This is a genomic window from Mesorhizobium sp. M6A.T.Ce.TU.002.03.1.1 (assembly GCF_003997275.1).
Classification (GTDB): domain Bacteria; phylum Pseudomonadota; class Alphaproteobacteria; order Rhizobiales; family Rhizobiaceae; genus Mesorhizobium; species Mesorhizobium mediterraneum.
Genome location: NZ_RZTI01000131.1, coordinates 1 through 17,515 on the forward strand (window position 1 = coordinate 1; position 17,515 = coordinate 17,515).

Consider the following 17,515-nt stretch of genomic DNA (forward strand, 5'->3'; position numbering starts at 1 on the left):
GCCGGGCGATTTCGCTGATTGCCGGCCGGGCGCGCTAGCCCAGGAAGCGACGGGCGAGCAACCGACCGCAACGGCCAAGCCGGAAAAAAAGCTAACCGAAATCAAGATAGGCTATTTGCGTGCGTATGCGCCGCAGCTGGCCTTGTCGGTGCTCGACGTCCCGCCGCGCGATGAAGGTGTTGCCGGCGGCAATGTGGCGATTGCCGACAACAACACGACCGGCAGCTTCCTCGGCCAGAAATTCAGCCTCGACGTGACCGAGGTAAAGCCGGACGCGGACGTCGTTCCGGCCTTCCAGGACATGATCGCCAAAGGCGACCGCTACGTGGTCGCGGACCTCTCGGCCAGGCAATTGCTGTCGATCGCCGATCTTGCCCGCGACAACGGCGTGTTGATCTTCAATGCCGGCGCCACCGACGACAGTCTTCGCGAGGAAGAATGCCGTGCCAACATCTTCCACACCATCCCGACGCGCAGCATGCTGGCCGACGGGCTGGCGCAATATCTCATCTGGAAGCAATGGCGGCGCTGGGTGCTGATCTACGGCTCGCACGAGCGCGACCAGCTTTTTGCCGAGGCGCTACGTCGGGCGGCGACGCGCTTCGGCGGCGAGATCGTCGGCGAAAAGGAATTCAAGGACACCGGCACGGCACGGCGGACCGATTCCGGCGTCGTCCAGATCCAGCGGCAGATGCCTGTCTTCACGCAGGACCTGCCGGAGCATGATGTGTTGCTGGTCGCCGACGAAAGCGAGGTGTTCGGCACCTACGTGCCGTTCCGCACCTGGATTCCGCGGCCGGTCGCCGGCACCGCCGGCCTCACCCCGTCGGCCTGGCATCCGGCCAGCGAGCAATGGGGCGGCACCCAGATCCAGAACCGCTTCGCCAAGGCAAACGGCCGCCGCATGGTGTCGAAGGATATGGCGGCATGGACCGCGGTGCGCATCCTCGGCGAGGCGGCGACCCGCACACAGGGCGCCGACCCCCGGAAGATGGCCGATTTCATCCGCTCCGACGATTTTTCGATCGCTGCCTTCAAGGGCCAGAAACTGACCTTCCGCAAGTGGAACCAGCAGTTGCGGCAGCCGATCTTCCTCGGCGACGGCCGATCGGTCGTCTCGACATCGCCGCAGGAAGGTTTTTTGCACCAAGTATCCGAGCTCGATACGCTCGGGGTCGATGAGCCGGAAACAAAATGCGTGCTTAAGTAGAACCGATTGGGAGGGAATTTCAGTGCACAGAGGAGCTTACGCGCTCGCCATTCTGGCCACCGGCTTCATGGCCAGTCCGGCGTCGGCCTACATGGCCTATATCTCCAACGAGAAAGACAACACGATGAGCGTCGTCGACACCGCGACGATGCAGGTGGTGAAGACCGTCAATGTCGGGCAGCGTCCGCGCGGCATCACCATCTCGCATGACGGCAAGCACGTCTATCTCTGCGCCAGCGACGATGATTCCATCGAGGTGATCGACACGGCAACCCTGGAGATCGTCGATACCTTGCCTTCCGGGCCTGACCCGGAGCTCTTCGTGCTCTCGCCTGACGGCAAGACGCTCTATGTCGCCAATGAGGACGACAATCTCGTCACCGTCATCGACATAGAGGGCAAGAAGGTGCTGGCCGAAATCCCGGTCGGCGTTGAGCCGGAAGGCATGGGCGTCAGCCCGGACGGAAAGACCATGATCAACACGTCGGAAACGACGAACATGGCGCATTTCATCGATACGTCGACCCACGAGATCACCGACAACGTGCTGGTGGATGCGCGCCCGCGCTTCGTCGAGTTCACGCCCGACGGCAAGCAGGCCTGGGTGAGTGCCGAAATCGGCGGCACGGTTTCGGTGATCGACAATCAAACGCGCGAAGTTGTCCAGAAGATCACCTTCGAGGTTGCCGGCCTGAGGGCCGAATCCATCCAGCCGGTAGGTGTGCGCATCACCGCCGACGGCAAGAAAGCCTATGTGGCGCTCGGACCGGCCAACCGCGTCGCGGTGGTCAATACCGAGACATACGAGGTCGAGAAATACGTGCTGGTCGGCCAACGCGTCTGGCAGCTCGCCTTCACCCCGGACCAGAAGACCATCATCTCGACCAACGGTGTGTCGAACGACATCACCTTCATCGACGTGGCGACCGACGAGCCGGTGCAGTCGGTGACCGTCGGCGCGCTGCCGTGGGGCGTCGTCGTCTCGCCTAATTGAATCACCCCCATTGAATCAAATAGGCAGAAAAACAGCAGAAGGGCAGGAAATCATGCGGAAATTTCGGGTAGTCGCTTTCGCGGCGTTGGTGGGCATGGCACTCACGCAGGGCCATGCCTGGGCGCAGGACAACGACGGCGATGACGATGACGCGGCCGCCAGTGCGGCCACCAAGACGGATGCCAGTCCCGGAGCCGAGAAGGCAACCCGGGCCAGCAAGGACGTGCCGGAACTTATCCTCGGCAGCAAGGAAGACCAGTTCACCGCCAACCAGAAGGACTTCCAGCTGATCGCCGGCCAGGGCTATCGTTGGAAGATCACCGCGGCGGGCGGGCTGGAGTACAAATTCCATACCGACCTGTTCCGCAATGTGTGGAACAACCAGATCGTCATCAACGACCTCGAGGTGCACATGAACGGCGCACCCGCATGGCTCGAATTCGACGCTGACGGCACCATCCAGGTCCAGTTTACCACCGTGCGGCCCGGCATCTATACATGGTCGGTGCCCGATCTCGCCGACAAAGGCATGAAGGGCACGATCACCATCAAGTAGGGTCACCGGAAAGCAGGACTGCGCGGGTCCGGCGCGCCAGACTGTCGGTGTGCCAGACTCCCGGTGTGCTAGACTATTGTCGACGACAGGGAGCGAGCCGGCGTGCAGCATGTGAGGACAAGCGGACCAGGAGATGAGGCGGCGGCGCTCGATGTCGCCGGCGTCAGCCATTCCTATGGCCCGAAGCGGGCGCTCAACGACGTCTCATTCTCGATCGCGCCGGCGACTTTCACCGTTCTTCTCGGCCTCAACGGCGCCGGCAAGACAACGCTGTTCTCGCTGATCAGCCATCTTTACGACACGCGCCGCGGATCGATCCGCATCTTCGGCCACGACGTCAGCCGTGCTTCGGGCGAAGCGCTCCGGCGTGTCGGCATCGTGTTCCAGGCCCGCACGCTCGACCTCGATCTCAGCGTGCACCAGAACCTCTCCTACCACGCCGCGCTGCATGGCATCGGAGGACGCGAGGCCCGGCAGCGCATTGCCGCGCTGCTCGATATTGTCGACATGCCAGGCCGTCAGCATGACAAGGCACGCAGCCTTTCCGGAGGCCAGATGCGGCGCATAGAGATCGCCAGGGCGCTGCTCCACCGCCCCTCCCTGCTGCTGCTCGACGAGGCGACCGTCGGTCTCGACATCCAGTCGCGCGCAGGCATTCTCGCCACCATCCGCAAGCTCGTCGAAACCGAAGGTATTGGCGTGCTGTGGGCGACGCACCTGATCGATGAGGTTGACGACGGCGACCATGTCGTCGTCTTGCGGCAGGGTGAGCTGGTCGCCAAGGGCAAGGTGGCCGATGTCGTCAGGACGAGCGGCGCCGGTTCGATCCGCGACGCCTTTTCGAGGCTCAGCCGCATCGAGGCAGCCGGCACCGCGGAGATATCGCCATGAGCGCTCCCGCAATGCCCGAAAAAGTCGCAGGCGTCATGCCGGTGAGGTTCGAGAAATTCGGCCTCGGCCACTATCTCATTTGCCTCAAAGGCGTCGTCCTGCGGGAGTGCCTGCGCTTCCTGCACCAGCGCGAGCGCTTCATGTCCTCGCTGGTTCGGCCGCTCATCTGGCTGTTCATCTTTGCCGCCGGATTCCGGCAGGTGCTCGGCGTATCGATCATCCCGCCCTACAAGACCTACGTGCTGTACGAGGTCTACATCACGCCGGGCTTGTGCGGCATGATCCTGCTGTTCTCGGGCATGCAGTCTTCGCTGTCGATGGTCTATGACCGCGAGATGGGCAACATGCGCACCTTGCTGGTCAGCCCCTTCCCGCGCTGGTTCCTGCTGGTCTCGAAGATGCTCGCCGGCGTCGCCGTATCGATCGCGCAGGTCTACGCGTTTCTGATCGTTGCCTGGTTCTGGGGCGTCAAAGGCCCGCCGCTCGGTTATCTCATGGTGCTGCCGGCGCTGTTCCTGTCGGGCATGATGCTTTGCGCGCTCGGCATGCTTTTGTCCTCGATGATCAAGCAGCTCGAAAACTTCGCCGGCATCATGAACTTCGTTATCTTTCCCGGCTATTTCGCCTCTCCGGCGCTCTATCCCCTGTGGCGCATCCAGGAGGCGAGCCCGCTGCTTTATAAAATCTGCCTCGCCAATCCGTTCACCTATGCGGTCGAACTGATCCGCTTCGCCTTTTACGGCCAGATTGACTGGCTGTCGCTGGGCGTCGTTGCCGGCTGTACGCTTCTGTTCCTTGCCGCCGCCATCATCGCCTACGACCCTTCGCGCGGCCTGATAAGCCGGAAACAGGACACGGGAGGAAATGCCTGATGGCACGAATGAGCCTTGTTCGCAGCCTGGCTGTGGCTGCCATGCTCGCGCCGAGCATGAACGCCAAGGCGGCGGCGAACAACGATCCGGACTGGCCCTGCATACAGCGCAAGGTGCCGCAGCTCTCGCTCGGCCAGATCTGGAACGGGCCGGAGCTTCCCCCGGCGGCGAAGGACTTGTCGAAGGACCCTGCCGTCTCCGCCCTGGTCGAGGAGGTGGCAGCCCGGCGAATGCCGATTGCCGAAGCCCAAAAGAAGATCAGGGATTTCGCCGCATCGTTGCCGGCCGAGCAGCTTGCGCCGAAAATGGCGATGCTGGTGCAAGGCATGTTCGATCATATGGACACTGAGCGTTCGCACGTGATCTCAGGCATTTCCCGCTACGCCCACAAGCAGCTCGAAATGGCCGCCGCCTTGCGCAAGGAAGCGTCCGACGTCGATGCGCTGCGGGAAAAACCCGATGCAGATCCCGACGAGGTCGAACGGCGAACCGAACAGCTGAAATTCGCAACGCGAATTTTCAACGAACGCGTCCAATCGCTGACTTACGTCTGTGACGTGCCGACGATAATCGAGCAGCGGCTATATCAACTGTCCAAGGCCGTCTCGGAAACGCTCGCCGCGAAGAAGAATTAGAACCTCATTCGATCTTCGCGGCGGATCTCACGATTCCCGGCCGGGCAGCACGCGCCAGCGCCGCACGAAATAACCGGGATGCGTCTCGATCCACTGGGCCACCAGCGGCTGCGCCTGCATGAAGGCGGTCCCGGGATTCATCGCCAGGCCGTCCACCATCTGTTCGCGTTGTTCACAGGTCTGCGGCATATCCGTCAGGCAGACCATCATAACGAGCGTGTAAAGCATTACCCCTTGTCCCCATCGAATTCCCGAACCCCATGCCCGGGAGGTTTCCGAAATACCGACCAGTCTGCAGGGGTCGCACATACAGATCGCTTACGGGTGGAAAGGACGTGGCCCCTGTTCTTTCGCACTGCAACATAACATATCGCTTATCTAACGCCAACGATCGCCGGGCGTTCTCCACTCCCTTCTCGGGGCTATCTCGCGATCTCTGGCGTTTGGTATGTCGGTCGTTCAGGTCGAGTTCCGCCCGTCCAACGTCATCCCGCTCTGGTCTGCGGATAGAGCTTGCCGAACAGGGGCAGGTACATCGCGCCCTTGCGCATCAGGAAATCGTGGAATGTCGCCATGGCCGGCGAGATCGCGTGATCGCTGCGCATCACCGAAAACCATTGCCGGCGGATCGGCATGCCGACAACGTCGAGGATGACCAGCCGGCCGGCTTCGGTTTCCGCGGCGATGGTGTGGGCAGAGATGAAGGCGATGCCGAGCCCGGCCATCACCGCCTGCTTGATGGTCTCGTTCGAGCCCATCTCGACGCCGAGATCGTCGATGCGGCCGGGCACGTCGCTCAGGAATATTTCCAGCGAGATGCGCGTGCCGGAGCCGGGCTCGCGAATGAGGAAATGCTCTTCGGCGATCCGCTCCTTGGATATCTCGCGTGCCGACGCCAGCGGGTGGTCGGGCGGCGCAATGATGACCAGCGGGTGATCGCCAAACACCGAGGCACGCACCGGGACCTCCTTCGCCGGGCGTCCCATCAGCGCAATGTCGATGTCGTGGTTCTTCAGCCTGTCGATCGTTTCGGCGCGGTTGCCGATGGCAAGCCGCATATCGATGTCGGGATGCTCCTTCATGAAGCCGGCCATGAGCCGCGGCGCGAAATATTTGGCGGTGGAAACGACGCCGAGCCTCAAGCTGCCGATGCGCACGCCCTTGATCGCATCCATCTTGTCTTCGAGCAAGCGAAGCCGCTCTTCGATCGCCTGCGCCGTCTCGACGAAGGCCAGCCCTGCGGCAGTGGGACGCATGCCGTCCGACGTCCGGTCGAACAAGGCCAATTGGAACTCCTCCTCCACTTGCCGCAACTGGATCGTCACCGCTGGAGGAGACAGGCCTAACACTTTGGCTGCACTGACGATTTTCCCGTGGCTGATGATCGCCTGGACGGTCTTGAATTGCTTGAGCGTGAGGGTTCTCATACGGCATACTAAAATTTTTTTACTACGAAAGTAAAGTTATTGAATTTTACTTATCCTACACCGTTTGTTTTCATTCCCCAATCCGGCCGGTCCGAGGAGATGCGGTTGGATGGGAGGTTACGATGCCAGCGGCAACGCTCGACGCTTTTCTGAATTCCTATCTCGGCCCACCGGACGAGTTGCGCTCGGCAGTCGTAGCAACCATCCGTCAGCTGACGCAGGCCGCCACCAAGATCCGCAACACCATCAATCAAGGGGTGCTCGGCACCGCCTTTGCCGGGACCCGCGGCGCCAATGCCGACGGCGATATCCAGAAGGATCTCGACATCTTCGCCGACGACATCTTCCTCGACGCCATGCGCCACGCTCCGGTCGCGCTCTACGCCTCCGAGGAACTGGAGCAGCCGGTCCTGCTCGACAGCAAAGCGCCTCTCGCCATCGCCATCGACCCGCTCGACGGCTCCTCCAACATCGACACCAACGTGTCGATTGGAACGATTTTCTCGCTCCTCCCTGCAACTGGCGCGCCGGACGGAAATCCGGCCGCCTCTTTTTTGCAGGCAGGCGTGAACCAGCTGGGCGCCGGCTTCTTCATCTACGGGCCGCAGCTGGCGCTGGTTCTGTCGCTCGGCAGCGGCACGCATGTCTTCGTTCTCTCGACCAGGCTCGGCACCTTCGTCCAGGCCTACGAGAGCCGGATCATCCCGCAGCGCACCCAGGAGTTCGCCATCAACGCCGCCAACTACCGGCATTGGGACGAGGCGGTGCGGCTCTACATCGACGACTGCCTAGAAGGCATCGAAGGCCCACGAGAGAAGGATTTCAACATGCGCTGGATCGCCTCCCTGGTCGCCGACTGCTACCGCATATTGATGCGCGGCGGTGTATTCCTGTATCCCGGCGACAAGCGCAAGGGTTACCGCCAGGGCCGGCTGCGCCTCGTCTATGAGGCCAACCCGATCGCCTATCTCATTGAACAGGCGGCCGGTGCCGCCACCGATACGATGACCCGCATCCTCGAAATCGAACCCGAGAGCCTGCATCAGCGCGTGCCCGTGGTGTTCGGATCGGCGCGGGAAGTCGCGCGCATCACCCGCTACCACACCGAGCCCAGCGCCATCGGCGAGCGTGCGCCGCTGTTCAGCCGCCGCGGCCTGTTCAGGGCCTGAGCACCATGTCGGCAAAGCACCCCATCATCACCATCACCGGGTCGTCGGGCGCAGGCACCACCTCGGTCAAGCGCATCTTCGATCTGATCTTCCGGCGTGAGAACATCGAGGCCGCCTTCATCGAAGGCGATGCCTTTCACCGCTACGACCGCGCCACGATGAAGACAAAGGTGGCCGAGGAAGAGAAGGCGGGCAATCCGAACTTCACCCACTTCAATGCCGAGGCCAACGAACTCGCAATCCTCGAAGAGGTGTTTGAGGAATATGGCCGCCGGGGAACCGGAAAGACCCGCACCTACATCCATGACGAGGACGAGGAGAAGCAGTACGGCACGCCGCCGGGACATTTTACCGAATGGCGCGAATTCCCGCCGAGCGACCTGCTCTTCTACGAGGGCCTGCATGGCTGCGTCGTCACCGACAAGATCAACCTGGCCAGACACGCGGACCTTAGGATCGGTGTGGTGCCGGTGATAAATCTCGAATGGATCCAGAAGATCCATCGCGACCGCGCAACGCGCGGCTATTCGACCGAGGCGGTGATGGACGTGATCCTGCGCCGCATGCCGGACTATGTCCGCTACATCGTCCCGCAGTTCTCGCAGACCGCCATCAACTTCCAGCGCGTGCCGATCGTCGACACGTCCAATCCGTTCATCGCGCGCTGGATTCCGACGCCTGACGAATCGATGCTGGTCATCCGCTTCGCCAATCCCCGCGGCATCGATTTCCCCTACCTGCTTTCGATGATCCACGACTCGTTCATGTCGCGGCCGAATTCCATAGTGGTGCCAGGCAACAAGCTCGACCTTGCCATGCAGCTGATCCTGACGCCGCTCATCCTGCAATTGATCGAACGCAAGAACCGTGTGTCGTGAGGAGGACGCCATGAACAGCCAAGCAGCAGCATTGAAGCCCGTCGCCGCCGTCTCGGAGCGCGACATGGCGAACGCCATTCGCGCATTGGCGATGGACAGCGTCCAAAAGGCCAATTCCGGCCATCCGGGCATGCCGATGGGCATGGCCGATGTCGCGACGGTGCTGTTCGGCCGCTTCATCAATATCGATCCGTCGGCGCCCAACTGGCCCGATCGCGACCGCTTCGTGCTTTCGGCCGGGCACGGCTCGATGCTGCAATATGCGCTGCATTACCTGCTCGGCTTTGAAGACATGCCGATCGAGGAATTGCAGCGGTTTCGCCAGCTGGGCAGCCGCACCGCCGGACATCCGGAATATGGCCATGCGCTTGGCATCGAGACGACGACCGGTCCGCTTGGACAAGGCATTTCGACCGCCGTCGGCATGGCACTGGCGGAGCGCATGCTTGCTGCCCGCCACGGCGCCGACCTCGTCGACCATTTCACCTACGTGATCGCCGGCGACGGCTGCCTGCAGGAAGGCATCAGCCACGAGGCGATCGACCTTGCCGGTCACCTGAAGCTCTCCCGGCTGATCGTGTTCTGGGACGACAATGCGATCTCGATCGACGGACCGACGTCGCTGTCGACATCGATGGACCAGCCGGCACGGTTCAAAGCCGCCGGATGGCACGTCCAATCGGTGGACGGCCACGACACGGAAGCCGTCGCTGCGGCAATCGAAGCAGCACAGCAGTCGGACCGGCCGTCCCTGATCGCCTGCCGCACGGTGATCGGCAAGGGCGCGCCCAATCTGGGCGGTTCGGAAAAGACGCATGGCGCGCCGCTGGGCGATGCGGAGATCGCCGCGACGCGCGAAAACATCGACTGGGCCTACGCGCCGTTCGAGGTGCCGGACGACATCCTTTTCACCTGGCGCGAAGTTGCCGAGCGCGGGCAAGCGGCGCGGCACGCCTGGGAGCAGCGGCTTGCCGCCTCGTCCCGGCGCCAGGCGTTTGAGAGCGCGGTCGCCGGCAACCTGCCCGACGCGGTCTTCGAAGCGCTCGGCGCTTTCCGCAAGGAGCATCTCGAGAAGGCGACCAAGGTTGCAACGCGAAAAGCCTCCGAAATGGCGCTCGGCGCCATCAACGCCGCGACCGACCTGACCGTCGGCGGCTCCGCCGATCTGACGCATTCGAACCTGACGATCACCAAGGGCATGGATCGCATAGCGCCTGATGACTATGCCGGCCGCTATATCCACTACGGGATCCGCGAGCACGGCATGGCCGCGGCCATGAACGGCATCGCACTGCATGGCGGTTTCGTGCCTTATGGCGGCACGTTCCTGTGCTTTGCCGACTATGCACGCGGCGCGATGCGGCTCTCGGCGCTGATGGGCCAGCGCGTCGTCTATGTGATGACGCATGATTCCATCGGTCTCGGCGAGGACGGCCCGACCCACCAGCCGGTCGAGCACCTGGCGATGCTGCGGGCCACGCCAAACCTCAACGTCTTTCGTCCGGCCGACATCATCGAAACGGCGGAGTGCTGGGAATTGGCGCTGAAGAGCAAGAACCGGCCGAGCGTGCTGGTGCTCTCGCGCCAGAACCTGCCGATGCTGCGTCAGGCACTCAGCGACGAGCCACACAGCGACGAGAACCGATCGAGCCAGGGCGCTTACATCCTGCGCGAGCCATCCGAGCACCGCGCCGTGACGCTGATCGCCACCGGCTCGGAGGTCGAGATCGCCGTTGCCGCCGCCGAACGGCTGGAGGCCGAGCACGGCATCGCCGCCGCGGTCGTCTCGATGCCGTGCTGGGAGCTCTTCGAGGAACAGGATGCGGACTACCGGAAGTCCGTCCTCGGCTCGGCGCCGCGCATTGCCGTCGAAGCCGCGGCGCGGCTCGGCTGGGATCGCTGGATCGGCGACACCGGCGCTTTCGTCGGCATGGCCGGTTTTGGCGCCAGCGCCCCTGCCCCGGATCTCTACCGGCATTTCGACATCACGCCCGAAGCCATCGCCGCAGCGGCGCTGAAGCTCATCATCTAGCCCAACTTCCGCAGCTAAGAGGACCCGACAATGGCCCGCATCACCCTTCGCCAGCTTCTCGACCATGCCGCCGAGCATGGCTACGGCGTACCGGCATTCAACATCAACAACATGGAACAAGGCCTCGCCATCATGGAGGCGGCCAAGGCCTGCGACGCGCCGGTCATCATCCAGGCGTCGCGCGGCGCCCGCTCCTATGCCAACGACATCATGCTGGCCAAGATGATGGAGGCGTTGACCGAAATGCATCCGGCCATTCCGCTGTGCATCCATCAGGATCACGGCAACAACGAAGCCACCTGCCTTTCGGCGATCCGCCACGGCTTCACCTCGGTGATGATGGACGGGTCATTGATGGCGGATGCCAAGACGCCGGCGAGCTACGACTACAACGTCGCCATCACCGAACGTGTCGCCCGCATGGCGCATTGGGTCGGCGCTTCCGTCGAAGGCGAGCTCGGCGTGCTCGGCTCGCTGGAAACCGGCCAGGGCGAGGCCGAGGACGGCCATGGCGCCGAAGGCGCGCTTTCCCACGACCAGCTTTTGACCGATCCCGATCAGGCGGTCGACTTCGTCACCGCCACCCAGGTCGACGCGCTGGCGATTGCCTGCGGCACCTCGCACGGCGCCTACAAATTCAGCCGCAAGCCCGACGGCGGCATCCTCGCCATGCAGGTGATCGAGGCGATCCACGAAAAGTTGCCCAACACGCATCTGGTCATGCATGGCTCTTCCTCCGTGCCGCAGGAACTGCAGGACATCATCAACAAATATGGCGGCGAGATGCCCCAGACGTTTGGCGTTCCGGTCGAGGAGATCGAGCGCGGCATCCGCTACGGCGTGCGCAAGGTCAACATCGATACCGATTGCCGCATGGCCATGGCCGGGCAGTTCCGCCGCGTCGCGACGGAGGATCCGCGCGAGTTCGATCCGCGCAAATTCCTGAAACCCGCCATGGACGCCTTGCGCGACCTTTGCCGCGATCGCTTCGAACGCTTCGGCACCGCGGGCAACGCCTCGAAGATCAGGGTAATCGCCATGGACGAGATGGCGAAACGTTACGCCGCGGGAAAGCTCGACCCGCAAATCGCAACCGCGAAAGCCGCCTGAGCGGCAAACAGGAGACCTGTCATGAACAAGATCGACATGCCGTCAGCGGGCACGCTCAAGGAAGGCAGCGAACGCTACAAGTCGGGCGTCATCCCCTACAAGAAGATGGGCTATTGGGAGCCGGACTACCGGCCCAAGGAGACCGACCTGATCGCCATGTTTCGGATTACGCCGCAGCCCGGCGTCGACCACGAGGAGGCGGCCGCCGCCATCGCCGGTGAATCCTCGACCGCGACATGGACCGTGGTGTGGACCGACAGGCTGACCGCCTGCGAGCTCTACCGCGCCAAGGCGTTCAAATCCGAGCCGGTGCCGAACACAGGTCCCGGCACCAAGACCGAGCAGCAGTACTTCGCCTACATCGCCTACGACCTCGACCTGTTCGAGCCGGGCTCAATCGCCAACCTGACTGCATCGATCATCGGCAACGTGTTCGGCTTCAAGGCGGTCAAGGCCTTGCGGCTCGAGGACATGCGCGTCCCGGTGGCCTACCTCAAAACCTTCCAGGGCCCGGCGACCGGCATCGTGGTGGAACGCGAGCGGCTCGACAAGTTCGGCCGGCCGCTGCTCGGCGCGACGACGAAGCCGAAGCTTGGCCTGTCAGGCCGCAACTACGGCCGCGTCGTCTACGAGGCGCTGAAGGGTGGCCTCGACTTCGTCAAGGACGACGAGAACATCAACTCGCAGCCGTTCATGCACTGGCGCGACCGCTTCCTCTACTGCATGGAGGCTGTGAACAAGGCGTCGGCCGCCACCGGCGAAGTCAAGGGCCATTATCTCAACGTCACCGCCGGCACGATGGAGGAGATGTACGAGCGCGCCGAATTCGCAAAGCAGCTTGGCTCCTGCATCGTCATGATCGACCTCGTCATTGGCTACACGGCGATCCAGTCGATGGCCAAGTGGGCACGCCGCAACGACATGATCCTGCACCTGCACCGCGCCGGCAACTCGACCTATTCGCGCCAGAAGAACCATGGCATGAATTTTCGCGTCATCTGCAAATGGATGCGGATGGCCGGCGTCGATCACATCCATGCCGGCACGGTGGTCGGCAAGCTGGAAGGCGACCCGCTGATGATCAAGGGGTTTTATGACACGCTGCGCGAGGAGCGCACGCCGCAGAACCTCGAAACCGGGCTGTTCTTCGATCAGGACTGGGCCTCGCTCAACAAGGTGATGCCCGTCGCCTCCGGCGGCATCCATGCCGGCCAGATGCACCAGTTGATCCATTATCTCGGCGAGGACGTCATCCTGCAGTTCGGCGGCGGCACGATCGGCCATCCGGACGGCATCCAGGCCGGCGCGACGGCCAATCGCGTCGCGTTGGAGGCGATGATCCTCGCCCGCAACGAGGGCCGCGACTATCTGCGCGAAGGGACCAAAATCCTCGAACAGGCGGCCAGATGGTGCACGCCGCTGAAGGCGGCCCTGGAGACCTGGAAGGACGTCACCTTCAACTACGAATCGACCGATACGGCCGACTTCGTGCCAACCGCAACGCCCAGCTTCTAGACGAAAGGAATCGTCGCCATGATGACCAATCCGGGAAACAAGGTCACGCAGGGACAGTTTTCGTTCCTGCCCGACCTGACCGATGAGCAGATTTCGGCGCAGATCAAATACGCGCTGAAAAACCACTGGGCGGTCAGCGTCGAGTACACGGACGATCCGCATCCGCGAAACACCTATTGGGAAATGTACGGCAACCCGATGTTCGACCTGAAGGACCCGGCGGGCATCCTGCTTGAAGTCAACAATTGCCGGAAAGCCATGCCCAACATGTATGTCCGGGTCACCGCCTTCGATTCGACCAAGGGCTGGGAGGCGCCGCGCATGTCGTTCATCGTCAACCGGCCGCCCAACGAACCCGGGTTCCGGCTGCTGCGTCAGGAGCGCGACGGCCGCAGCCAGGGCTATTCGATCGTGCCTTATGCGACTGACAGGCCCGAAGGCGAGCGGAGCTAGGCGAAACCATGCTGGACGCGATAGCAAAGGGCGCTGCCGCGCAGGACGAATCGGTTGATCTGCAGGCCGAGTTCGAGGCGTCCAACATCGATGAGGTGATGGACAAGCTCGACCGCGAGCTCGTTGGCCTGAAGCCCATCAAGACCCGCATCCGCGAGATCGCGGCGCTGCTCCTGGTCGACCGGCTTCGCCGCAAATTCGGGCTGACCTCGGGCGCGCCGACGCTGCACATGAACTTTACCGGAAATCCCGGCACCGGAAAGACCACCGTGGCGCTGAGGATGGCCGAAATCCTGCATCGTCTCGGCTATGTCCGCGAAGGCCACATGGTCGCGGTGACACGAGACGATCTCGTCGGTCAGTATGTCGGCCACACCGCACCCAAGACCCGCGAAGTGATCAAGCGCGCCATGGGCGGGGTGCTCTTCATCGACGAGGCCTACTATCTCTACAAGCCCGAGAACGAACGCGACTATGGCCAGGAATCAATCGAAATCCTGCTGCAATGCATGGAAAACAACCGTGACGATCTGGTTGTGATTCTTGCCGGCTATAAGAACAAGATGGACCGCTTCTTCGACAGCAATCCCGGCATGCGCTCGCGCATCGCCCACCACCTCGATTTTCCCGACTACGGCGTCGGCGAGCTCAAATCGATCGCCGAGATCATGCTGGCGGAACAGAATTACCGTCTCAGCGAAGCGGCGGCCAAGGCGCTCGAAGAGTATCTCCCGATCCGCATGCGGCTGCCGCATTTCTCCAACGCTCGCTCGGTCCGCAATGGGCTCGACCGGGCGCGGCTTCGCCAGGCCAACCGGCTTTTCGCGTCGCGCGACCGGGCGTTGACGAAGACCGACCTTATCACCATTGAGGAATCCGATATTCGCGGCAGCCGCGTGTTCGCGGAAGGTAAGCTCGAAGGCGAGCCGGAGACGAAGGCGCGCTGACATGACGACGCCGGTTGGTGTGCAGCGACCGGAAACGGAAGATAGAATGGGAGCCGACGACCATGGGTACTAAGACAATCATCGCGCCCTCGGTGCTTTCTGCGGACTTCTCGCGGCTTGGCGACGAGGTCGAGACGGTCGTCCGGGCGGGTGCCGACTGGATCCATCTCGACGTGATGGACGGCCATTTCGTGCCCAACATCACCTTCGGTCCGCCGGTGATCAAGGCGATCCGTGACCGAACGGACAAGATCTTCGACTGCCACCTGATGATCGCGCCGGCCGACGCCTATCTCGCCGCCTTCGCCGATGCCGGCTGCGACATCATCACGGTGCATGCCGAGGCCGGGCCGCATCTCGACCGTTCGCTGCAGGCAATCAGGAATCTCGGCAAGAAGGCCGGCGTGTCGCTGAACCCGTCGACGCCGGAAAGCGTCATCGAATATGTGCTCGACCGGCTCGATCTGGTCCTTCTGATGACCGTCAATCCGGGCTTCGGCGGCCAGGCGTTCATTCCGGCGGTCGTCGACAAGGTCAGGCGGGTCAAGGCGCTGATCGGCCATCGTCCGATCGACATCGAGATCGACGGCGGCGTCACGCCCGAGACTGCTCCGCTGGTCACCGCGGCCGGCGCCAATGTGCTGGTCGCGGGCTCGGCCATTTTCATGGGCGGCACCGAGGCTGCCTATCGCGCCAATATCGACGCCATCAGGCAGGCGGCCGACGGGGCGATCCGGAAAGCTGCGTAAACCGTCACATCGGAGGGCAAATATGGCGGCAATTCCACCTGTCTGCGATTTCGGCTGGCAAGCCATCGATGCCGTTTTGCCCGGCGTCGACGGCAAATCGCATTCGATCTTCAGCCATGCCGGCCCGAACGGGCTGGTGGTGGCCTTCATCTGCAATCACTGCCCTTATGTGAAGGCGGTGATTTCACGCATCGTCCGCGATGCCAACGACCTCAAGGCGCAAGGCATCGGCTTTGTCGCGATCAACGCCAACGATGCCGACGCCTACCCCGATGATTCCTTCGACAACATGAAGCTTTTCGCCAGGACGAACGGCTTCACCTTCCCCTACCTCCACGACGAGCGCCAAGAGGTGGCGCGTGCCTATGGAGCCGTTTGCACTCCGGATTTCTTCGGGCTCAACAGCGAGTTGACGCTGCAATATCGCGGCCGGCTGGACGCGGCGCGGCGCGACGCCGGACCGCCCGGGCTGAGGCGCGACCTGTTCGAGGCGATGAAGCAAATTGCCCGAACCGGAGACGGACCGCTCGACCAGATCGCTTCGATCGGCTGCTCGATCAAGTGGAAGGACGCCGCATGAACGTCGGCGCAGGCAGGCCGTTTCGATCGCCCAAGGCGATCCTGTTCGATCTCGACGGCACGCTGGTCGATTCGGCGCCTGACATAACGGCCGCAGTCAACGAATTGCTGGCCGGCCGCGATCTGCCGCCGCTGAGCCTGGAGCAGGTCAAGGCCATGATCGGCGGCGGCGTCAGGAGACTGATCGAGCGAGCCTTCGCGGCTTCCGGCACGCCGCTTCTCGGCAGCGCGCTCGATGAGGCCAACCGCGCCATGGCGCCGATCTACCGCAGACATCTGACCGGCCTGACAAGGCTGATGCCTGGCGTCAGGGAGGTTCTCACGCACTTCCACTTGAGTGGAATAGCCATGGGCGTGGTGACCAACAAGCCGCAGTTGGCGGCTCGGGAAATCCTGCTGCATTTTGGGCTGACGGACTATTTCGGTGCGATCGTCGGCGGAGATGCGGTGACATCCTTGAAACCGGCGCCCGACGCTCTGCTGCTGGCGCTCGACCAGCTTCAGGTCGAGCCTCGTGACACGCTGATGGTCGGAGACAGCAGCGCCGACGTGGCCGCCGCGCGCGCCGCCGGCATGCCCGTCATTCTGCTGCGTGGCGGCTACACCCAAATTGCCGTTGAAGAGCTTGGCGCCGACCTCGTTTGCGACGGTCTGCTCGAGCTGCCGTCCGCCATGCGGAGGCTGCAAGACGCCGCTTGACCAGCGGCGCCAACCACCGGGTGGGCGCCGGCCGAACGCAGTTTCGAACGGCCGGCGAAGTCGCGTTACTTCGTGCGGAAGAACCGGGTTATTTCCTGCCAAATAACCGGGTTATTTCCTAACGGAAAAACCGGGTTATTTGGAGAATTGCTTCAGATAGGCGATGACGTTGGCAAGATCCTCGTCCTTCTTGAGGCCGGGAAACGCCATCTTTGTGCCTTTGATCATGGCCTTGGGATCGCGAAGATAGGTCGTCAGCGTGGCTTCATCCCATTTGACGCCGGATCCACCCGCCTCGGTCATGGGTTTGGAATATTTGAACCCCGGATGCGTGCCGGCCGTCCGGCCGATAACGCCGCTCAACGACGGACCGATCTTGTTCTTGTCCTCGTCGACGACGTGGCAGGCCTTGCATTTGGCGAAGACCTTCTCACCCGCGGCGGCATCCTGTGCCTGAGATTGGTTCGTGATAAACGTCGCAACGGACACGACGGCGAAAAATGCGATTGCACGCATGGCATTTCCTCATTGATCGTCAAGGTGCCCTGGACGATTTGCGCATGCCGTTGTGTGTCATCGGCGTGCGTCGTTTTATGGCAGAGCGAGTCCGCTTCTCCCTTGTGGAGTTGCGACGCCTGCATCTTGGAAGCTACCCGGCAGACGAGGGATGTCAACCATACTGAAGTTCAGGGCAATCGCTTCAGACCAATTGCCGAGCGTGGCGCGGTCAGCGAAGCTGCCTATCTCCCCCCTTGCGGGGGAGATGCCCGGCAGGGCAGAGGGGGGTGCTGTCCCGCTG

The 17,515-nt window shown here is 62.7% G+C and carries 19 protein-coding genes; 16 read left to right on the top strand and 3 right to left on the bottom strand.

Going from position 1 to position 17,515, the window contains the following annotated elements; all coding sequences use genetic code 11:
* From EOC93_RS27395 to EOC93_RS27420, 6 genes are all read left to right on the top strand, one after another.
* Positions 1 to 1,210: ABC transporter substrate-binding protein (locus EOC93_RS27395; protein WP_245461556.1), on the top strand; the 1,210-nt coding region annotated here is incomplete at its 5' end.
* A gap of 67 nt (positions 1,211 to 1,277) precedes the next feature.
* Positions 1,278 to 2,204, top strand: coding sequence for a YVTN family beta-propeller repeat protein (locus EOC93_RS27400; RefSeq protein WP_245461558.1), 927 nt, complete (start codon positions 1,278 to 1,280; stop codon positions 2,202 to 2,204).
* Positions 2,205 to 2,298: 94 nt separating this feature from the next.
* Positions 2,299 to 2,760 (top strand): hypothetical protein, encoded by a 462-nt coding sequence (locus tag EOC93_RS27405; RefSeq protein WP_245461557.1) that lies wholly within the window; start codon positions 2,299 to 2,301, stop codon positions 2,758 to 2,760.
* Positions 2,761 to 2,862: 102 nt separating this feature from the next.
* Entirely contained in the window at positions 2,863 to 3,651 is a 789-nt protein-coding gene (locus tag EOC93_RS27410) for an ATP-binding cassette domain-containing protein (RefSeq protein ID WP_127206180.1), read from the top strand.
* A 35-nt stretch (positions 3,652 to 3,686) separates the two neighbouring features.
* Positions 3,687 to 4,523 carry an ABC transporter permease gene (locus EOC93_RS27415; protein WP_164759295.1) on the top strand — a complete coding sequence of 279 codons (837 nt, stop codon included), beginning with the start codon at positions 3,687 to 3,689 and terminating at the stop codon, positions 4,521 to 4,523.
* Positions 4,523 to 5,158: a hypothetical protein gene (locus tag EOC93_RS27420; RefSeq protein ID WP_127206182.1), complete on the top strand. Its 636-nt coding sequence runs from the start codon at positions 4,523 to 4,525 to the stop codon at positions 5,156 to 5,158. The genes EOC93_RS27415 and EOC93_RS27420 overlap by 1 nt, the downstream gene beginning before the upstream one ends.
* A gap of 27 nt (positions 5,159 to 5,185) precedes the next feature.
* On the opposite strand, the gene EOC93_RS27425 is transcribed toward EOC93_RS27420, so the two are convergent.
* Positions 5,186 to 5,386 carry a hypothetical protein gene (locus tag EOC93_RS27425; protein WP_095489019.1) on the bottom strand — a complete coding sequence of 67 codons (201 nt, stop codon included), beginning with the start codon at positions 5,384 to 5,386 and terminating at the stop codon, positions 5,186 to 5,188.
* A gap of 257 nt (positions 5,387 to 5,643) precedes the next feature.
* Complete coding sequence (locus EOC93_RS27430) at positions 5,644 to 6,585, bottom strand: LysR family transcriptional regulator (RefSeq protein ID WP_127206183.1); 942 nt, start codon at positions 6,583 to 6,585, stop codon at positions 5,644 to 5,646.
* A gap of 122 nt (positions 6,586 to 6,707) precedes the next feature.
* On the opposite strand from EOC93_RS27430, the gene EOC93_RS27435 reads away from it, so the two are divergent.
* The 10 genes from EOC93_RS27435 to gph all read left to right on the top strand — a co-directional run bounded on the left by EOC93_RS27435 (position 6,708) and on the right by gph (position 16,716).
* Positions 6,708 to 7,754 carry a class 1 fructose-bisphosphatase gene (locus tag EOC93_RS27435; RefSeq protein WP_127206184.1) on the top strand — a complete coding sequence of 349 codons (1,047 nt, stop codon included), beginning with the start codon at positions 6,708 to 6,710 and terminating at the stop codon, positions 7,752 to 7,754.
* Between the two features lie 5 nt (positions 7,755 to 7,759).
* Positions 7,760 to 8,632: a phosphoribulokinase gene (locus tag EOC93_RS27440; RefSeq protein WP_095489016.1), complete on the top strand. Its 873-nt coding sequence runs from the start codon at positions 7,760 to 7,762 to the stop codon at positions 8,630 to 8,632.
* A gap of 10 nt (positions 8,633 to 8,642) precedes the next feature.
* A complete protein-coding gene (gene tkt / locus EOC93_RS27445) occupies positions 8,643 to 10,664 on the top strand; it encodes a transketolase (RefSeq protein ID WP_127206185.1) in 2,022 nt (673 codons plus the stop codon).
* Positions 10,665 to 10,694: 30 nt separating this feature from the next.
* Positions 10,695 to 11,774: a class II fructose-bisphosphate aldolase gene (gene fba, locus EOC93_RS27450; RefSeq protein ID WP_095489014.1), complete on the top strand. Its 1,080-nt coding sequence runs from the start codon at positions 10,695 to 10,697 to the stop codon at positions 11,772 to 11,774.
* Between the two features lie 36 nt (positions 11,775 to 11,810).
* Positions 11,811 to 13,289 carry a ribulose-bisphosphate carboxylase large subunit gene (locus tag EOC93_RS27455; protein ID WP_164547299.1) on the top strand — a complete coding sequence of 493 codons (1,479 nt, stop codon included), beginning with the start codon at positions 11,811 to 11,813 and terminating at the stop codon, positions 13,287 to 13,289.
* Between the two features lie 18 nt (positions 13,290 to 13,307).
* On the top strand, positions 13,308 to 13,742 hold the full coding sequence (locus tag EOC93_RS27460; protein WP_127206186.1) for a ribulose bisphosphate carboxylase small subunit: 435 nt from the start codon (positions 13,308 to 13,310) through the stop codon (positions 13,740 to 13,742).
* Between the two features lie 8 nt (positions 13,743 to 13,750).
* The gene (gene cbbX / locus EOC93_RS27465) at positions 13,751 to 14,689 is read left to right on the top strand and encodes a CbbX protein (RefSeq protein WP_126105413.1); all 939 of its coding nucleotides are present in this window, start codon (positions 13,751 to 13,753) and stop codon (positions 14,687 to 14,689) included.
* A 62-nt stretch (positions 14,690 to 14,751) separates the two neighbouring features.
* On the top strand, positions 14,752 to 15,438 hold the full coding sequence (gene rpe / locus EOC93_RS27470; protein ID WP_126105412.1) for a ribulose-phosphate 3-epimerase: 687 nt from the start codon (positions 14,752 to 14,754) through the stop codon (positions 15,436 to 15,438).
* A 22-nt stretch (positions 15,439 to 15,460) separates the two neighbouring features.
* Positions 15,461 to 16,018, top strand: a complete 558-nt coding sequence (locus EOC93_RS27475) for a thioredoxin family protein (RefSeq protein WP_126105411.1) — start codon at positions 15,461 to 15,463, stop codon at positions 16,016 to 16,018.
* On the top strand, positions 16,015 to 16,716 hold the full coding sequence (gene gph, locus EOC93_RS27480) for a phosphoglycolate phosphatase (RefSeq protein WP_127206187.1): 702 nt from the start codon (positions 16,015 to 16,017) through the stop codon (positions 16,714 to 16,716). The genes EOC93_RS27475 and gph overlap by 4 nt, the downstream gene beginning before the upstream one ends.
* A 135-nt stretch (positions 16,717 to 16,851) precedes the next feature.
* Here the strand turns inward: gph and EOC93_RS27485 are convergent, their stop codons facing one another.
* Positions 16,852 to 17,232 (bottom strand): cytochrome c family protein, encoded by a 381-nt coding sequence (locus EOC93_RS27485; RefSeq protein ID WP_095489007.1) that lies wholly within the window; start codon positions 17,230 to 17,232, stop codon positions 16,852 to 16,854.
* Positions 17,233 to 17,515: the final 283 nt, after the last annotated feature.